Annotated in this window: 19 protein-coding genes; 14 read left to right on the plus strand and 5 right to left on the minus strand. The window is 56.8% G+C overall.

The window, feature by feature from the left end:
- The first annotated feature begins 9 nt into the window (after positions 1-9).
- Positions 10-951 (plus strand): sodium-dependent bicarbonate transport family permease, encoded by a 942-nt coding sequence (locus ACH3PB_RS03090; protein WP_416398027.1) that lies wholly within the window; start codon positions 10-12, stop codon positions 949-951.
- Between the two features lie 76 nt (positions 952-1,027).
- The gene (locus ACH3PB_RS03095; protein ID WP_416398028.1) at positions 1,028-1,519 is read left to right on the plus strand and encodes a protease complex subunit PrcB family protein; all 492 of its coding nucleotides are present in this window, start codon (positions 1,028-1,030) and stop codon (positions 1,517-1,519) included.
- Positions 1,520-1,523: 4 nt separating this feature from the next.
- Here ACH3PB_RS03095 and ACH3PB_RS03100 read toward each other — a convergent pair whose 3' ends face one another.
- Positions 1,524-2,384, minus strand: a complete 861-nt coding sequence (locus tag ACH3PB_RS03100) for a hypothetical protein (protein WP_416398029.1) — start codon at positions 2,382-2,384, stop codon at positions 1,524-1,526.
- Between the two features lie 41 nt (positions 2,385-2,425).
- On the opposite strand from ACH3PB_RS03100, the gene ACH3PB_RS03105 reads away from it, so the two are divergent.
- Positions 2,426-2,995 carry a hypothetical protein gene (locus ACH3PB_RS03105; protein ID WP_416398030.1) on the plus strand — a complete coding sequence of 190 codons (570 nt, stop codon included), beginning with the start codon at positions 2,426-2,428 and terminating at the stop codon, positions 2,993-2,995.
- Positions 2,992-4,887: a monovalent cation:proton antiporter-2 (CPA2) family protein gene (locus ACH3PB_RS03110; RefSeq protein WP_416398031.1), complete on the plus strand. Its 1,896-nt coding sequence runs from the start codon at positions 2,992-2,994 to the stop codon at positions 4,885-4,887. The genes ACH3PB_RS03105 and ACH3PB_RS03110 overlap by 4 nt, the downstream gene beginning before the upstream one ends.
- Before the next feature lie 13 nt (positions 4,888-4,900).
- On the opposite strand, the gene ACH3PB_RS03115 is transcribed toward ACH3PB_RS03110, so the two are convergent.
- The gene (locus tag ACH3PB_RS03115) at positions 4,901-5,227 is read right to left on the minus strand and encodes a thioredoxin family protein (RefSeq protein WP_416398032.1); all 327 of its coding nucleotides are present in this window, start codon (positions 5,225-5,227) and stop codon (positions 4,901-4,903) included.
- Positions 5,228-5,306: 79 nt separating this feature from the next.
- Positions 5,307-5,621, minus strand: coding sequence for a DUF3096 domain-containing protein (locus ACH3PB_RS03120; RefSeq protein WP_416398033.1), 315 nt, complete (start codon positions 5,619-5,621; stop codon positions 5,307-5,309).
- On the opposite strand from ACH3PB_RS03120, the gene ACH3PB_RS03125 reads away from it, so the two are divergent.
- From ACH3PB_RS03125 to ACH3PB_RS03140, 4 genes are all read left to right on the plus strand, one after another.
- Positions 5,610-6,488: a DMT family transporter gene (locus ACH3PB_RS03125; RefSeq protein WP_416398034.1), complete on the plus strand. Its 879-nt coding sequence runs from the start codon at positions 5,610-5,612 to the stop codon at positions 6,486-6,488. The two genes, ACH3PB_RS03120 and ACH3PB_RS03125, sit on opposite strands and share 12 nt — an antisense overlap.
- 104 nt (positions 6,489-6,592) lie before the next feature.
- Entirely contained in the window at positions 6,593-7,063 is a 471-nt protein-coding gene (locus tag ACH3PB_RS03130; protein WP_416398035.1) for a Dps family protein, read from the plus strand.
- Positions 7,036-7,554: a metallophosphoesterase family protein gene (locus ACH3PB_RS03135; RefSeq protein ID WP_416398036.1), complete on the plus strand. Its 519-nt coding sequence runs from the start codon at positions 7,036-7,038 to the stop codon at positions 7,552-7,554. Before ACH3PB_RS03130 ends, ACH3PB_RS03135 begins: the two co-directional genes overlap by 28 nt.
- 88 nt (positions 7,555-7,642) lie before the next feature.
- Positions 7,643-8,077, plus strand: coding sequence for a CopD family protein (locus ACH3PB_RS03140; RefSeq protein WP_416398037.1), 435 nt, complete (start codon positions 7,643-7,645; stop codon positions 8,075-8,077).
- Between the two features lie 23 nt (positions 8,078-8,100).
- Here the strand turns inward: ACH3PB_RS03140 and ACH3PB_RS03145 are convergent, their stop codons facing one another.
- Complete coding sequence (locus ACH3PB_RS03145) at positions 8,101-8,583, minus strand: DUF2231 domain-containing protein (protein ID WP_416398038.1); 483 nt, start codon at positions 8,581-8,583, stop codon at positions 8,101-8,103.
- A gap of 65 nt (positions 8,584-8,648) precedes the next feature.
- On the opposite strand from ACH3PB_RS03145, the gene coxB reads away from it, so the two are divergent.
- The 4 genes from coxB to ACH3PB_RS03165 are packed head-to-tail and all read left to right on the plus strand — an operon-like array spanning position 8,649 to position 13,064.
- Entirely contained in the window at positions 8,649-9,356 is a 708-nt protein-coding gene (coxB, locus tag ACH3PB_RS03150) for a cytochrome c oxidase subunit II (RefSeq protein ID WP_416398039.1), read from the plus strand.
- Positions 9,349-11,859, plus strand: a complete 2,511-nt coding sequence (gene ctaD / locus ACH3PB_RS03155) for a cytochrome c oxidase subunit I (protein WP_416398040.1) — start codon at positions 9,349-9,351, stop codon at positions 11,857-11,859. Before coxB ends, ctaD begins: the two co-directional genes overlap by 8 nt.
- A gap of 3 nt (positions 11,860-11,862) precedes the next feature.
- Complete coding sequence (locus ACH3PB_RS03160) at positions 11,863-12,222, plus strand: hypothetical protein (RefSeq protein WP_416398041.1); 360 nt, start codon at positions 11,863-11,865, stop codon at positions 12,220-12,222.
- The gene (locus tag ACH3PB_RS03165) at positions 12,213-13,064 is read left to right on the plus strand and encodes a cytochrome c oxidase assembly protein (protein ID WP_416398042.1); all 852 of its coding nucleotides are present in this window, start codon (positions 12,213-12,215) and stop codon (positions 13,062-13,064) included. The genes ACH3PB_RS03160 and ACH3PB_RS03165 overlap by 10 nt, the downstream gene beginning before the upstream one ends.
- 42 nt (positions 13,065-13,106) lie before the next feature.
- Here the strand turns inward: ACH3PB_RS03165 and ACH3PB_RS03170 are convergent, their stop codons facing one another.
- Positions 13,107-14,921 (minus strand): EAL domain-containing protein, encoded by a 1,815-nt coding sequence (locus tag ACH3PB_RS03170; RefSeq protein ID WP_416398043.1) that lies wholly within the window; start codon positions 14,919-14,921, stop codon positions 13,107-13,109.
- A 162-nt stretch (positions 14,922-15,083) separates the two neighbouring features.
- Here ACH3PB_RS03170 and ACH3PB_RS03175 point away from each other — a divergent pair, with 162 nt between their 5' ends.
- Both ACH3PB_RS03175 and ACH3PB_RS03180 read left to right on the plus strand, forming a co-directional pair.
- Positions 15,084-15,455, plus strand: a complete 372-nt coding sequence (locus ACH3PB_RS03175) for a YidH family protein (RefSeq protein WP_416398044.1) — start codon at positions 15,084-15,086, stop codon at positions 15,453-15,455.
- Positions 15,452-16,549, plus strand: coding sequence for an acyltransferase family protein (locus tag ACH3PB_RS03180; protein WP_416398045.1), 1,098 nt, complete (start codon positions 15,452-15,454; stop codon positions 16,547-16,549). The genes ACH3PB_RS03175 and ACH3PB_RS03180 overlap by 4 nt, the downstream gene beginning before the upstream one ends.
- The last annotated feature ends 9 nt before the right edge of the window (positions 16,550-16,558 follow it).

A 16,558-nucleotide genomic window follows, 5' to 3' on the forward strand; every position in this document is an offset into this window, starting at 1 on the left:
GGACCTCTCATGCCCGATATCATTGTCATGTTCTTTTTGCTGGGCCTCATTGCCGGCGCGCTGAAGTCCGATCTGACCATTCCGAAGGCCGCTTACGACATCCTCAGCCTCCTGTTGATGCTGACCATCGGCCTCAAAGGTGGCATGGCCTTGCATGGCAACCTGGGCTGGAACCTGCTGCCCGAAGTCCTCGGGGTCATCGCGCTGGGCTTCTGTTTGCCCTTGTTGATGATCCCGATACTCCGCCACCTGGTGGGGCTCAATGTAGCAGACTCAGCGAGCTTCGCCGCTCATTATGGCTCGGTCAGTGCAGGCACCTTTGCCGTGGCGCTGGCCTGGGTCGAGGCGCGGGGGCTTCCCATTGGTGGTCAGGTCACGCTCTACCTGGTGCTGCTTGAGCTCCCCGCTATTCTGGCGGGCCTCTGGTATTTCAGAAGTCAGCAATCTGCAGCCGCACAAAGTGCACGCGTGCCGCTTTGGCAGGAAACCCTGACCAATCGCAGCGTCGTCCTGCTTGTTGGCGGTGTAGTGATTGGTGCGCTTTATGGACCCGACCAGGGTAATGGTGTAACGAATACACTGACCGGCGCATTTTCAGCCGTACTGTCGCTCTTCCTGCTTGAGATGGGCCTTGTTGCCGCGGAAACGCTCAGAGGACTGCGACTCAAACAATGGCGAGTTGTCGCATTCGCGCTGGTCATGCCGCCGATCCTGGCAGTACCAGGTCTGCTCACCGGTGTGGCGCTAGGACTCGAAGAAGGCAGCATCGTGATTCTGGCAACCCTTACTGCAAGTGCCTCATACATCGCAGCACCGGTCGCGGTGCGGCATGCCATCCCTGAAGCCAATATCGGTCTCGCCATGCTGGCCTCGCTGGGGGTGACCTTTCCATTCAATGTGCTGGTCGGTATCGGGCTCTACCACGGCTATTTGAAATTGATGGTAAGCTGACGCGGCCTGAGAAAGCTGGCGTAATCTATTGTAAATATTCAATATATCCCTTTGACACATCTTAAAGGGAGTTAGCATGAAGGCAGGATCTGGCGTGAGGATGGCAGTCGCTGCTGCTGTTGCGTGTATCACATTGGCAATACAGGGCTGCGCAGACGACTCGAAGGCTGCTGAGACAACGGATTTCACCCGGATCAGCTCGGGTTCATACTCTGGCATTCAGACCAAGACGCTGACCATTTACGACAACCAGGCAGATTTCGAAGCGGCTTATTACGCCGATACGGATTTGACGCTGCCTGCACCGATCATCGATTTTCAGCAAACGCTGGTGATCGGTGTCTTCATGGGCGAGCAGCCAATCCTGAGTAACAGTATCAGTGTAGAGTCCGTCGTTACTGACGACGAGAAGATCGTAGTCCAGGTAAAGTCTCTGGAATTGGCCGATGGTTGCATCAGTCAGCCCGCAGTAGGTTATCCGTATGAACTGGTCAGTATCGCCAGGCCTACCGGGAAGCAGATCCTCTTCGTCGAGTCGCTCGGCAGCAAGCCCTGTACCAGTGGCTGAGCTTTCATCTGTCGGGGCTATCAGAAGGCAGTGGTAGATTGCGCTCTGCGGTTAGCGCCCTGATCAGGGCCTGCCCCTCTTGCGTTGCCCGATTCACGTAGATCGCATGCGGGAATCGATCGAGAGCGCTTTCGGAGAACTGGTAGTCTGTCCGGTCCATCTTGAGCAGGTCCATGATATACCAGCCGGTTTCCTGGATAGCGAGCACGTAGTCGATCCTGCCATGTGCGAGCATGCGGAAAGCCTGCGAAATATCATCGATGAACACGAGTTTGGCACCACTTTCGACCAGTTTGGCATTATACGCCTGCAATTTGCTCGACCTCGTCACCGCGATCTGACGGCCAGCGAGCTCTGTGAGATTCTGCCAGCGGAAGGGCGCATTTTCACGAGCTCTGAACAGCCCGTAAATAAAGTTGCCATCTTCAAGAACGAGTCTTATGGTGGTTTCGACATCACCCGCCTGAGGCACGTATGAGGCATGCCAGGCTTCCCTGTCCATGGTTTGCTGGACGCGCCCTGGCGGCAGGAAGCGCGGGGCAATTTCGATACCTGAGCCCTGCAGTCGCTCACGCAGCAATGTGAAAGACGAGCCCTGTGAGGGTTCCGATTCGGTGGTGAAGGGGGGGTACTCGATTGTGAGGACCTTGACGATAGTTGAAGCGGGCAGTGGGGCGGTCTGAGCGTGAGTCATCAAAGCCGCCGAGGACAAGGTGAACGATATGAATGTCAACAGCAGTCTATTCATGGCAGTTTTCTCACGCTTACAGAACCCTTTAGTCTTCTCATCATAGATCGCCTGCGAGCACCGGTCCATGGCGACTTTTTCGGCAGGATATGGTGAGTTGACAGCGGAGGCCGACACGCCGTATCAGTATCCTTAGCGAGCAAGGGTTACACGAGAACATGACTATTTTCAGAACGCATCTACTGATGCTGCTGGCTTGGGCGGCGACAGCGTCATATGCCGACGACTACTGTGCTTATGGCCATACAAACCAGCTGGTATGGAACGAGCACTTCGAGCGTTCGCTGAACGAATTTTTCGTCGGTAGCCGCGCAAGCCTGTTCTGGAGTAACTCGGCAATAGCTGACCAGGTGCTCACCGGTCTTGGCGGCCCACCAGAGAAGCTCAGACCGCTGAGTGAGGGATACGTGCTGGCCAGCGCTTGCCGAGCCGACAGTTGTCCCGAAAAAGCTGCAGTAGTGCTGTCCTGTCCTGACACCGTCGAGGCCGTGGCTGTTATTCACTACACCTGCCAGGAATCTGCAGAATGGCAAATCTGCACCGATAAGCCTGTGCTCACACTGTTCCGGGACAAGAACAAGGCGTCACCTGTTGCGAGCAGCGCGCTCAAGGCCTGGGCGATCAATGCGGTACCGAAGCGCCTCCTACCGTTGACCTATGACTATCGAGATCGTCATAACGATCTCATGGAGGCGCCGGTCTTTCATGGCGTTAGTGTGCTGCGGTGACCGAGTATTTTATTCAGGCTTTCGTCTATCTCGTGGCCGCCGTAATCGCTGTGCCGCTCGCCAAACGTTGGGGCCTGGGCTCTGTACTTGGTTATCTGGTGGCGGGAGTCGTCATAGGGCCGGTTACCGGACTGGTAGGGCAAGAGACTAATACCATCCAGCACTTCGCAGAATTCGGCGTCGTCATGATGCTTTTTCTCGTCGGCATGGAGCTGGATCCGAAGGCCCTGTGGGCGATGCGGGTCCGCTTGGTTGGTCTGGGGGGACTGCAGGTTGTCCTGACGGCGGGTGCAGGGATGGGCATAGCGAGCTGGCTGGGTCTGCCCTGGCAAAGCGCCATCGCCGTCGGCCTGATTTTCGCCCTGTCGTCGACTGCAATAGTTCTGCAGACCCTGAACGAAAAGGGACTTTCCAAAACCGATGGCGGACGCAGTGCATTTTCGGTGCTGCTGTTTCAGGACATCGCAGTCATTCCAATGCTCGCCCTCATACCTTTGCTGGCACTGCCAGAACTTGCGGGCGTCATCAATGATACGGGTGCCCATTCGGACAGTATCAGCCTGGTCACCCATTTGCCGGGCTGGGCGCATGCCCTAGTCGTGGTTGGCGCAATTGCCGCGGTCATCGCCGGTGGCGTCTTTCTCAGCAAGCCGCTGTTCCGCTATGTGGCGCAGTCGGGTCTTCGTGAGGTATTCACGGCAACGGCATTGATGCTCGTGATTGGCATCGCCGCCCTGATGGCATTGGTGAACCTGTCGCCCGCACTCGGCGCTTTTCTCGCTGGCGTGGTGCTGGCTAACAGCGAATTTCGCCACGAACTTGAAGCCAACCTTGAACCGTTCAAGGGTCTGTTACTGGGTCTCTTTTTCATCACGGTTGGGGCGGGTATCAACTTCGACGTCCTGCAGGCCGAATGGGACACGATTCTCGGGCTCAGCCTGGCTGTCATTGTAGTGAAGGCGCTGATCCTGCTGGGGCTAGCCCTGCTTTTCAAAATCAAGGGGAGTAACGGCTGGCTCTTTATGCTTGGTCTCGCGCAGGCTGGAGAGTTTGGTTTCGTGTTGCTCACATACAGTGTCCAGAACAGCGTCATCGCCGTTGAAACGTCGCAGATCCTGTCGGTGGTGGTGGCGTTTTCGATGTTTCTCACGCCAGCACTATTCATTCTCTACGACCGGGTCGTCCTGCCGAGATATAGAAGTGCGCAAAACGATGCGCGGGAAGCGGACACGATAGACGATCAGGCGCCCGTCATTGTGGCAGGTGTCGGCCGCTTCGGACAGATCGTCTGTCGTCTGCTGCGGGCCAATAATATTCCAATCGTCGTCCTGGATCATGAAATTGCGCAGATCGAGAACGTTCGTCAGATTAATATCAAGAGCTTCTTTGGCGATGCGAGCCGTTCGGACCTGCTTGAGACAGCAGGTATCGAACATGCACGGCTATTGGTTGTTGCGATAGACGACCGTGAGCGGGCGGTCGAGATGGTTCAGCACGTCAAACAGTTTCATCCTGGTGTGTGGATACTCGCGCGGGCATTTGACCGTGGTCATGGCTACCGGCTGCGTGTCGCTGGTGCTGATGACATTGTTAGCGAAACCTATCATTCGGCACTTGAAGCTGGCAGCCATGCCCTCACAGCGATGGGCGTGCACCCTCTGCGAGCGAAGCGGATGACCACGGCTTTCGTGAACAAGGAAAACGCGCATGAAGATGAATTGTTCCAGGCCTGGAAAGAAATGGACGGGGGTGTGGATTTCAGCCCGCGTTATGGCGAGCTGTTCATGAAACTCGAGGAAGCCTTGAGCAGTGCCATGCAGCAGGATTTCGAGACTCCAGCCCATGTCGAGGAACCGATCTGGGCGGCACCTGAATCAGAGACTGAACGCTGACCTGCGGGTACAGTCAGTCGGTAATGGAAGCCAGTGCCTCCTTGATGGTTCGGTCGTTGACCGGGCGGACCAGACGGTTGATCTCCTGACCATCCTTGAGAAACACGAGCGTTGGCCAAAGCTTTACCCGAAACGCGCGTCCCAGCGGTTTACCCTTGCCATCTTCGATCTTCAGATGTGGTACCTCGGGATGCGCTGAGAGCGCCATGTTCAGATGCGCCTGGGCGGCTTGGCAGTGTCCGCACCAGGGCGTCCCGAACTCGATCAATGCCGGTCCCTTCATGGCCTCCACGTCAGCCAGCGCTGGTTCCTCTGCCTCATAGCGGGTGCTCATCGTCATGCCGTCTCTCCTTCCTGCCTGTTCGCGGTAAGATACGAACACGGCACCGAATGGATTCACCCGAATGACGGGGACTGGCTCAGATTTTCAGGCCAAAGATCTGAATGAGACCAATGGCGATAAGGTAGATCGCGACGACGTAGTTCAGCAGCTTCGGACTGAGCAGAATGAGTATGCCGGCCAGGATTGAAAGCAGTGGGATAAGCTGTATGTGTAAAGTCATGGTGTTCTCGCTGCAGCAGATATGAGTAAAGTTGAAACGCTTCTTCATAGTAGCAGCCAAGTTGGCCACTGACAGCGTATATTGAGCCTCAAGCAACAGAGGCGGGTTGATGAGGTCGATCGGACGGCAAGGCAGGTGCCTGACTTGAAAGTGGATGTCATGAAGGCTCATTTCCTGGTGCTGCTGGCTACTCTCCTCGTTGCAGGCTCATTTATCGCTTCGGCCGCGCTGGCAAAGGTTTTGAACCCGTATTCTCTGACGCTACTGCGCTTTGTCTGCTCGGTCGTGATACTTGCGCCGTTTATTTTCCTACAACCAGTCATGCGCGCCCGGCTATGCTCGGTACTGCCGCGTGCGCTCATCATCAGCTTCTTTTTCTCGGCATTTTTTGTATGCATGTTCGAGGCGCTGAAGACAACGAGCGCGCTGAACACGGCCGCCATTTACACCCTGGTACCGCTTATTACAGCTGTTATAAGCCGGCTTGTGTTGCGTGAGCAGCTGGCCATTCCTCGCGTCGCTATCTACCTGCTGGGGGCGGCTGGCGCCTGTTGGGTCATCTTCACGGGGCAGTCAGCCGGTGTTGTTTCACTCACACTGAATCAGGGTGACCTGATCTTTCTCGGTGGCGCGGTGCTGATGGCCTGCTACGCAGTTTCGATGAAATTGCTCTACCGTAATGACGAAATGATTCTTCTGGTTTTCGCAATTCTGCTCGGCGGCTGTATCTGGATGAGCCTGGCCCTCATGTTGACCGGCAACGCGCCTCACTGGCAGCTGCTGGACGGCACCGCAATCTATCAGATGGCTTACCTCGTCCTGGGCGCCACGATTGGAACTGTTTACCTCTTTCAGCGAACCATAGTCGCGCTCGGGCCGAGCCGTGTAAACGCCTATATCTACCTCAATCCCGCCTGTGTTGCGTTGCTGGCGCTTGTCATCGATGATGAATCGATTGCGCTGACGGTGTTGCCAGGCATCATCGCCACTGTATTAGCCACTATGCTGCTGCAGAGGCGGGGGCCGGGCGCGCGCTGATTCGCCGATCGACTTCGCTCAAAGCAGTCTGCGTCCGCGTGGCCTTTCGTATAACTGACACTCGCACTTGCGACATTCGCTTCACCAGAACAGGACACACACAAATGACAGGTATTGATATCGGCATCGATAAGGATCACCGAACAGCGATAGCAGAGGGCCTCAAGCGCCTGCTGGCTGACACCTACACGCTGTATCTGCAGACGCATAATTTTCACTGGAACGTAACCGGTCCAGCCTTCCGCGAACTGCACCTGATGTTCGAAGAGCACTACACCGAACTTGCAGTGGCGGTGGATGACATTGCTGAGCGTATCAGAACGCTCGATGTCGCAGCGCCCGGCACTTACAAGGAGTTCGCAAGGCTCAGCTCCATCAAGGAGGTTGATGGTGTGCCTGGCTCGGATGAAATGGTCGACCTGTTGACCAAGGGGCATGAGCAGGTCGTACGAACCTCGCGGGAGGTGCTCAAGGTAGCACAGGAGGGCGATGATGAATCAACCGCTGCGCTGGTTTCGGATCGCATGCGGGTGCATGAGAAAACCTCGTGGATGCTCAGAGCCATCAGGAAATAGTTGACGATCTTGAGTTGACTGCGAGCCGCTTGAATATCGGTGTAATCGCCGACACCCATGGTTTGCTCCGCCCGCAGGCAGAACAGGCCCTCGCGGGCGTTGATCTAATTATTCACGCTGGTGACGTGGGCAAAGGTGATGTGCTCGAACGGCTCGGGCAAATTGCGCCAGTGGTCGGGATTCGGGGCAACATCGATACCAGTGGCCCCGCAGCTCAGCTGCCAGATACCAGGGTCCTGGAGCTGGCAGGCCATCGGGTATTTTTACTGCACGATATCAAAATGCTCGAGCAGCCGGCTGCGGCGGGCTGTGACATCATCATCGCAGGCCACTCACATAAACCTCGAAATGAGATGCTTGATGGTGTGCTGTATTTCAACCCAGGCGGGGCAGGTCGCAGGCGCTTCACACTGCCAATTACGGTGGGGCATCTGGCGCTTGCCGAAGGATCATTCGTGGGCACCATTATCGAACTGGAGCAGTCCGCCTGAGGGCGTGGTACCGCTATCGGCAGACGAATCGCCCGAAAGCTTCGCCTCGGGGCGCATAGGCAGTTTTCGCAAGGAGCATCGCGCCTGAATGTTAGCCTTCCTGATACTACACATCACAGCGCTGTTACTGTGGGTGGCTTCTTTGATGTATCTGCCGGCTTTGATTGCAAGCGGGTATGAGTGTAATGCCCAGCGTGTGGTTGGAGCAGAACGGTCTGTTGTGCTCGCCCGACTACTGTTCACAAAAATTGCTACGCCAGCTGCGCTGGTGGCCATCGTTGCGGGCACAGTAGTGTTTGTGCTCAATAGAACGGTTGACGCCTGGCTCATTATCAAGTTGACGCTGGTGACGGGTCTGGTGGTCGCTCACTGTACAACAGGTTTTCTGGTTGTTCGGAGCGAAGCGGCAAAGCCAAGGCCGGTCGTCCTTTGGTGTTGGCTCACTGCGACGTTTTCTGCGGCCTTGGCTACGGGCATCGTATGGATCGTGCTGGGCAAGCCGGATATTGAGCGTCTGCTGTGAAGCGCTATGCACTACGCCATGAGCTAACTGCCGTGTCTGCGCTCGGCCATCTTGTCGGGGGATACTGCTACCGCCTGGTCATAAACGAGGAGCCCGCCAAGCAGGCTGGCAAGTGCAATCATGAGTCCGCTGAGCAAGGACAGATACAGGCCCCACGGCGAAACGACTTCGTCATGAGGCTCGACGATCCGGAGCAGCCAGTTCAGCGTCGATATCGACAGCAGCATGACAGCCAATATCGCATGGCACCACGCCGCAATGAGATTGCGGATCTCTCTGACCAGAACGAGATCCATAAATCCGATTGCACCAGAAACCCAGCCACCTACCGTTCCCACGCCGACCAGCCAGAGGCTCGCTCGGGCCCAGAAGCTATCGGCGGTGTAGAGGTAAGCCAGATCTGCGGGTATCAGCATGAGCAAGGCAGCGACTGGAAAGTGAATGAGCATCGGATGAATCGGATGACCAAGAATCGACATCTTGCTGGGAATGGATTCTCGGGCCATGAACATCACTCTGGTGGGTCCGCGCTGCGGGACGTGGGCTTCGGTATGCGAGGTATTACGTGCGTATGAAGGACCGTAGCTCAATCCAGTTCTGCGCTGCAAGCCTCTGTGGCTTGCTCTCCGCATGCTCAGGTCCGCTGTCCTCGCTAGATCCGGCGGGCCCCCATGCGGCCACAGCAGCGCAACTCTGGTGGGGCATGTTCGCCTTCCTCACTGCCGTCTTTCTAATCGTTATAATTCTATGGCTCTATGCCATGAAGAGAAAACCCGGGCGCGTTTCTGACGAGAAGGCACAGCGTATTCAGAATCGCTGGATTCTTGGTGGCGGTCTTGCACTCCCTATCGTCAGTATCAGTCTCATTCTGCTGATCGGCATCCCGGCGGGCCGAAGTATGTTGCCGCTTCCACCGCAACAGGGCGAGGCGCTGAGGGTCGACGTTCAGGCGGCGCAATGGCAGTGGCGGGTCAGTTATCCCAATATCGATGTGACGTTGACAAACGAGCTTCACATACCTGCGGGGCAGGCGGTAGACGTTCATTTGACCACCGCCGATGTCATTCATTCCTTTTGGGTGCCGAGACTGGCCGGCAAGCTGGATACGATACCAGGGCGTACCAATGTGCTCCGTCTGGAGGCGACTTCTCCGGGGGTGTATCTGGGCCAGTGTGCAGAGTTTTGTGGTCTCGAACATGCCGCCATGAAATTCGCTGTTATCGCACATTCGCCAGCCGATTTCGAAGCCTGGCTGAAGGAGAAGCAGGACAATGACTGAAGGCATTGCAGCGCATAACGAATCGAGGCATGAGCGTCTGCACCGTGTCTGGCGCTACCAACCCGGTTTGGGTGCGCTTGCTGCAGTGAATCACACAACCATCGGGCTTCGATTTCTATTCACCGGTGTGATCTTCTTTCTGGTTGGCGGACTGCTGGCCATGCTCATACGCACACAGCTGGCGCTGCCCAACCAGGACATCGTCAGCCCGGCCATGTACAACCAGCTCTTCACAATGCACGGCACGGTGATGATGTTTCTGTTTGCCATTCCGGTGCTCGAAGGTGCTGCGATGTATCTCATTCCCAAGATGATTGGTGCGCGTGATCTCGTCTTTCCAAGGCTGAGTGCCCTGGGCTACTACTGTTACCTGTTCGGTGGGCTCATCATCATGACGAGTCTGCTGCTGGGCATCGCGCCCGATGCTGGCTGGTTCATGTACACCCCACTGAGCAGTATCGAGTATTCGCCCGGTCCCGGATCAGATTTTTGGCTGATTGGCATCACTTTCGTTGAAATATCGGCAGTTTCGGCTGGTATAGAACTGGTGGTCTCGATACTGCGCAGCCGCACCAGCGGTATGTCGCTCAACCGCATGCCGATATTCTGCTGGTACATCCTGGCCATGGCCTTCATGATCATCTTCGGCTTCCCGCCACTGATACTCGGCAGCATACTGCTCGAGCTCGAACGGGCCGCAGGCTTTATCTTTTTCGATGTGGATGGGGGTGGAGATCCGCTGTTGTGGCAGCATTTGTTCTGGCTCTTCGGTCATCCCGAGGTCTACATCATATTCTTGCCTGCAGCCGGCATCGTCTCGACGCTGATTCCCGTATTCGCACAGCGCCCGCTTGTCGGGTATCGCTGGATCGTGCTCGCCATCATCGTCATGGGCTTCATCAGCTTCGGGCTCTGGGTCCATCATATGTTCACGGTAGGAATTCCGAGCCTGGCGCTAGCCTTCTTTTCCGTGGCGAGCATGCTGGTGGCCATTCCCACCGGGATCCAGATCTTTGCCTGGCTCGCGACCCTGTGGTCGGGCAATGTGAAATACAGCCTGCCCATGTTGTGGCTAGTGGGCTTCCTCGTGGTTTTCGTCTGTGGCGGCCTGACCGGCGTCATGCTGGCCCTGGTGCCATTCAACTGGCAGGTGCACGACACGCACTTCGTTGTTGCGCATATGCACTATGTGCTCGTCGGCGGGATGATGTTCCCGCTCATCGCTGGTTTCTATTACTGGCTGCCGCACGTCTCTGGAAGGATGGCATCGGAAAAGCTGGGCCGCTGGGGTTTCTGGCTGTTCTTCATCGGGTTTAATCTCACCTTTCTCATCATGCATCTCACCGGCCTGCTCGGCATGCCGCGGCGAGTGTTCACGTATGACGCCGGTCTCGGCTGGGAGTGGTTCAACCTCGTGTCATCGATAGGTGGCTTTGTAACGGGAATTGGTGTGGCTCTGATCGTCCTGGATATCGCCCTACATTTCCGTTTTGGCAGAAAGGCGGGTACGAACCCCTGGAATGCCGATACGCTCGAGTGGGCAACGCCCATGCCGATAACAACTTACAATTTCGCCAGTCTGCCCAGGATTGAGACGCGCACACCGATGTGGGACCGTCCTGATCTCGCGGCGCGGATCGAAGCTGGAGAGTTTGGTCTTGCGGAGCCTCGACATAACCTGCGCGAGACCTGGGGTTCGGATGCGGTGACCGGTGAGCTCAAAGAAATCATTCACCTGCCGGCCAACTCCTGGCTGCCATTGATCAGCGCGGGCTTCATCGCCGTCATGTGTATCTGTCTTCTGGTCAAGAGCTATCTGCTGGCACTGCCTGCATTCATAATGGCCATCATCTACCTGCTGCAGTGGAGCTGGCATAATGGGGCACATCCCGTTGCGGCACCGTTCTATGACGATGAACCGTACGATCCCCCCTTGCATTCGCGAACCTTTGACGGGCCAGGGCGCTGGGGCATGATCGTGACAATGATGGCCAATGGCACCCTTTATGCCTCGCTGCTGTTCGGTTGGTTCTATCTCTGGACGGCGGCGCCGCTGTGGGAGACGCCTGAAGATGGGCCGCTTTCACTCGCGTTTTTGTTAGTGACTGGTGTGCTGCTGAGTGCCGTGGTTCTGCTCTACCGCCAAGCCGTGGGTCGCCTGGCTGCCGGCGACGCTAGCGGCCTCGAGGCTCGTCTATGGCTGGTGAGTGTTCTCGGGCTGCTGCATTTCGCGGGTCTGCTCTGGGTGTTGATGGACGCGGGCCTGTCGCCTCGAAGCTCGGCTCATGATTCGGTGTTGATGGTCATGCTGATCTATCTGCTGCTGCACGGCGGGCTGGCGGCCATATTGACAGGCCTACAGGCACTGCGTGTGCGAATTGGCTATGTCGGCGCGCGAGCACCCTACGAGCTTTTCGTTCTGCAGCCGTTCTGGAGCTACACAGTTGGCATCTACTGGATCAGTTTCGCAGCATTCATCCTGCTGCCGATGGGATGGGGCTGATACATGGGCGCTTTCAGCTTTGGACCAGGCCATCCCGCACATCTCGTACTTGGTCTGGTAGTCTGGAGCCTGTGGTTCGTCTTGCTCTACGGTGGCTTGTCAGTAGCTTGTGCGCTGGTTCCTCCGGAGTCATCGCAGGGCGCCTGGAACTGGCTCAACGGCACTATGCTAGTGCTTGCGCTTGTCTTCGCTGGCGGCCTGCTCATGGGCGCCTGGTCGAACTGGCGTCACGCGCCGTCCGCTGACGATGGCAAAGATCGTCAGCGCTTTCTCTGCCGGACCGCAGCCGCAGTCTATCTGTTCGCAGCGCTTGCCAGTCTCGCCATCAGCCTGCCAGCCCTGTTGCTGCCGCCATGCACCTGAGAGCCCCTGGCGCCATTCTGACGGCTGCTATTGCAGCTTCGTTCGCAGGACCCGCATGTGCCCACAGCTTATTGGTAGACGACGTGGCCGAGCAGGCAGCGGGCGTTCTCAGTGCGACGATCCTCGCTGCCTGCTGGTTGCTGTACCTGACCGGGTCGAGACGGCGACCACCGCGCCGCGTTCAGCTCGTCTGCTTTCATTCAGCCATGGTGCTTAGCGTTCTGGCTGTCCACGGGCCGCTTGACGGCTGGGCCGAGCGCAGCACCAGCTGGCACATGGTGCAGCATATGTTGTTCATGGTGGTCATTGCGCCGCTCTGGGTCCTGGCTCGTCCACTGCCGCAATTGGTGGCGACGGGTGGCCGGCGGCTGGCCAGGACGGCGGAGCCGCTGCTGAAATGTGCTCGGCATCCTATGCTGGTGGCGTATGCCCACGCATTCATCATCTGGTTCTGGCACACGCCGTACTTCTACACCCTGGCTCTCGAAAACCCCTGGTGGCACATAAGCGAGCATGGGCTCTTTCTCATATCGGCAGGTCTGCTTTGGTGGGTGGTGCTCCGCAGCAGCCGTGGGCAGTTCGGCTGGGCGCTGACCGCCCTGTTGTTTACGCTGATGAATACCGGGTTTCTGGGCGCCTTGCTCACATTTGCCAACGCACCGCTTTACGGGGATGCCCGGGGGCTGGAGGATCAGCAGCTTGCTGGCTTGATCATGTGGGTCCCGGGTGGGCTGCCCTATCTCGTGGCTTCCGCCTGGATAGGCTATCGCTGGACCTTGCAGCTGCAGCGGCGGGTCAGTGCGCGGTCCGGTCAGCCGCCGGCGGTGCGGCAGCCTCTATAAGTTCCGACTCACGGCGCCAGGAGAGCTTGATGTTCAGTGCACTTAGTTAAGTAAGATGCCGCCTTTTGCCGAATGAAGACCTGTCTGCTGGCAGTTTCTGAACCAGCGACTGAAATGCTCGGTCGCTAGGGGCTTCGCGATGAGATTTCCCTGGGCCTCGTCACAGTCCAGCCCGTTGAGGTGATGATAGCTCTCACTCGTTTCCACGCCTTCTGCCACAACCCTGTATCCCAAATCGTGAGCCATGTTGATCATCGATTTGACCAGAGTCTGACTGCGTTTCCGCTGTTCCAGATCAGTGATGAAGCTGCGGTCAATCTTCACAACATGAGCAGGAACATGCTGCAAATAGGCGAGACTGCTATAGCCAGTGCCAAAGTCGTCAATTGCCACGTGGATGTCCAGGCTGATGAGCCTTGCGAGCTGTTCGCGTGCGGCCCGGCCATTACTGAGCAGACCGCTTTCTGTAAGCTCGAGTTCGATGCAGTCAAGCGGCAGCTTTTCAGCGGCCAGATAGCCCAGAAGCCGATCGGTGAAATCATCCTCCAGCAGATTCGCCGCAGCAATATTGACCGCCACCCGAATATTCAGGCCCTGCCGACGCCACTCGGCCACCTGGGCCAATGCGTGGCGGAGTACCCAGTCCGTAAGCGGCCTACACATGGGCGACTGCTCCAGGAGTGGTATGAATTCGGTGGGATAGATCGTGCCGAGAGTGCGGTGGCGCCAGCGCAGCAGTGCCTCGGCACTTCGACACTCACCGCTCGCCATCATCACGCGCGGTTGATACACCAGGTGTAACTGGTCTGAAGAATTCACTGCATGGCGGAAGTCGGCCAACAGGTTGAAGGTGCGCTGGTGCAAGGCATCGGAAGCTGCTGAATAAACGCCTGCAACAAGGTCATGATCACGAGCATCGCGCGCAGCGCAGTGGGTCCGCCGCAAGGTCGTTGAAGGGCTCACCCGACCAAGTCGAAAGGGCACAATGCCAAAGGTGGGATTCAGCGCCAGCGGGGCTGCTTCGTCTTCGAGAGCGGTGACAAGTGCTTCGCGCAATCCGTGAGCCCGCTGCAGCACCTGAAGCTCCTCACCTCGCTCCAGGTGAGCGAGCTGGCCTGGACCAACATGGTAAAGCTTCTTGTCAGCCGGCCAGGCGGGAGAAGCCTGTAAACGGTTCCGGCCAGTACAGACAAGCTCGGACAGATAGCCCGGTCCCATGATTCGTTGCAGGGAACCGACATGGCTCAGATCCACCAGGTCGGTACTCACCGCGTGATACCGTTCTCCCGGGTGGTCCTTCGCCAGATCGTCGAGATCTTCGATAAATTGGATGTAGTTGGGCAGGCCACTGCTGAAGTCGACACGACCAACTGCATGCTGAAGATCGACCTGCGACATCACCATGCGTGAGCAGTCCTGCAAGGCTGCCAGCTCGTTATCCGAAGCCTCTCGTGGCTCGTGACCCAAAACGCACATCGAACCGAGCGTGAAGCCGTCATGGGTAATGAGCGGGGCTCCTGCATAGAAGCGAATACCGGATTTCGCGAGCGCGCTGTCGACGTAGAAGTCGGAGGCCAAAAGATCGTTGATGACCACCACATTAGAGGTCATGGTGACTTCGGCACAGCACGCTTTATAGCGGGGGATTTCCCAATGCTCTATACCCACACGCGACTTGAACCATTGGCGATCCCGGTCGGTGAGTGATATCGCTGCAATAGGCAGGTCATAGATCTGCCTTGCCATTCGCACGATGCGATCAAAACTCTCGCTAGGTGGCGTGTCCAGGAGATTGAGTTGCCGCAGAACGGCGAGACGTGCCTTTTCGAAACCGTCCATACGCTTCGATATGCTCATATGACGAATGAAAGCGGAATTCAGGTTGTCTTACAATCAGATAGGACCTGCCGCTATTATCGTTATTATTATTTCTGTTAACCTGCCTAGTATATAGTATTACGCCGTTAACTCCCTCGGAAACAGCAAAAATTTCTGCATCATGATGTCATTGGAGCCTGTGTGTCCGACCTGAAAGACCCAAGAGTCCTGTTCGCCGCGGAGCGGACCCTGCTGGCCTGGAACAGAACAAGCCTTGCGTTGATCGCCTTTGGCTTTCTTATCGAACGCTCTGCATTATTTCTGGATGCCGTTTCGCCCGGTCAGATCAAACACGGGAGCGACGTGATGACATTCTGGATAGGCCTGGCCTTTATCGCGGTTGGGGTATTCGCTGCGGTTTATTCGTCGCGGCAGTACAGCCTCGTTCTGAAGACCCTGCAAGCGGTAGAGTTCCCGGATAATTATGCGCCACGCTGGGGGCTCGGCGTCAATGGCCTTGTAGCGTTGCTGGGCAGTATGCTGATCCTGGCGTTGTTCATGGGGCTCAATTGAGCTCGAAGCGCAGGGTGATGCGCGCTGTGACCCCGGAGGAGCGTCTTCAGCGGAATAATTTTGACCTCATCCGGCTGTTGTTGGCTGCCACGGTCTGCCTGGTTCATGTCTGGGAGCTGTCAGGCTTCGCTGCCTTGGCCTGGCTCGGCGAGATCTTTTCGTCGCGGGTCGCAGTAAGTGCATTCTTCGTTATCAGTGGCTTTCTCATCTTCAGGAGTTTCGAGCGAAGCGCATCGCACAAAGCTTATGCAATCAAACGTTTTCGCCGCATTTACCCGGCGTATGCCTGTGTCATCATCTTATCAGCAGTCGGCCTGTTCTTCGTCAGCACAGTTCCCGCAAAAACCTATTTCTCGCTCGCCTGGCTGGAGTATCTTCTGGCTAACCTGGTTTTCCTGAATTTTCTACAGCCAGACCTGCCGGGTGTATTCAATGGCAACGAGCTCACTGCAGTTAACGGCGCGCTATGGACATTGAAAATCGAAGTGATGTTCTACATGGCCGTGCCGGTACTGATCTGGCTGGCAAGACGTTTCGGGCCGTTTCCTGTGCTTTTATCTGGCTATGTGCTGTCACTGCTTTACACCTACGCTTTGCAGGATCATGGCGAACAGACCGGTGCCGAGTTTTACATCCGGCTGGCCCACCAGTTGCCCGGGCAACTCTCGTATTTTCTCGCCGGTGCATTTTTCCATTATTTTCTCGAGCTGTTCGTCCGCCGCGTCACCGTGTTCGTGGTCCCGGCGGTGCTGGTACTGGTGCTCGATCAGTTTTACCTGCTGCCAACATTCGTACCATTTGCGCTTGCCACCCTCGTGATCTTCTTCGGACTCTTCTGTTATGTCGGTGACTTCGGCAAGTATGGTGACTTCTCCTATGGGGTGTACATTGTGCATTTTCCGATAATTCAGGTGCTCCTGGCTTCACAGATCTTCGCCGGCCAGCCGTGGATGCTCCTGCTCAGCGTCACTATTCTCACCGCTGTCAGCGGTATTTTACTCTGGCACCTGGTGGAGAAGCGCTTCCTGCGGCGCGATAGTCATTATATTGCCGGCTCCGGGGGTGCCGACATCCCCACTGCGAGGCCGGTATAAGCAAGGGCG

Source organism: Allohahella sp. A8 (assembly GCF_047946665.1).
Classification (GTDB): Bacteria; Pseudomonadota; Gammaproteobacteria; order Pseudomonadales; family Oleiphilaceae; genus Allohahella.

Bases quoted from the DNA above. Each gene is read 5' to 3' on its own strand.
- ACH3PB_RS03090 (WP_416398027.1), top strand. From the start codon at position 10: ATGCCCGATATCATTGTCATGTTCTTTTTGCTGGGCCTCATTGCCGGC.
- ACH3PB_RS03095 (WP_416398028.1), top strand. From the start codon at position 1,028: ATGAAGGCAGGATCTGGCGTGAGGATGGCAGTCGCTGCTGCTGTTGCG.
- ACH3PB_RS03105 (WP_416398030.1), top strand. From the start codon at position 2,426: ATGACTATTTTCAGAACGCATCTACTGATGCTGCTGGCTTGGGCGGCG.
- ACH3PB_RS03115 (WP_416398032.1), bottom strand. From the start codon at position 5,227: ATGACGATGAGCACCCGCTATGAGGCAGAGGAACCAGCGCTGGCTGAC.
- ACH3PB_RS03125 (WP_416398034.1), top strand. From the start codon at position 5,610: ATGAAGGCTCATTTCCTGGTGCTGCTGGCTACTCTCCTCGTTGCAGGC.
- ACH3PB_RS03120 (WP_416398033.1), bottom strand. From the start codon at position 5,621: ATGAGCCTTCATGACATCCACTTTCAAGTCAGGCACCTGCCTTGCCGT.
- ACH3PB_RS03130 (WP_416398035.1), top strand. From the start codon at position 6,593: ATGACAGGTATTGATATCGGCATCGATAAGGATCACCGAACAGCGATA.
- ACH3PB_RS03140 (WP_416398037.1), top strand. From the start codon at position 7,643: ATGTTAGCCTTCCTGATACTACACATCACAGCGCTGTTACTGTGGGTG.
- ACH3PB_RS03145 (WP_416398038.1), bottom strand. From the start codon at position 8,583: ATGGCCCGAGAATCCATTCCCAGCAAGATGTCGATTCTTGGTCATCCG.
- coxB (WP_416398039.1), top strand. From the start codon at position 8,649: ATGAAGGACCGTAGCTCAATCCAGTTCTGCGCTGCAAGCCTCTGTGGC.
- ctaD (WP_416398040.1), top strand. From the start codon at position 9,349: ATGACTGAAGGCATTGCAGCGCATAACGAATCGAGGCATGAGCGTCTG.
- ACH3PB_RS03160 (WP_416398041.1), top strand. From the start codon at position 11,863: ATGGGCGCTTTCAGCTTTGGACCAGGCCATCCCGCACATCTCGTACTT.
- ACH3PB_RS03165 (WP_416398042.1), top strand. From the start codon at position 12,213: ATGCACCTGAGAGCCCCTGGCGCCATTCTGACGGCTGCTATTGCAGCT.
- ACH3PB_RS03170 (WP_416398043.1), bottom strand. From the start codon at position 14,921: ATGAGCATATCGAAGCGTATGGACGGTTTCGAAAAGGCACGTCTCGCC.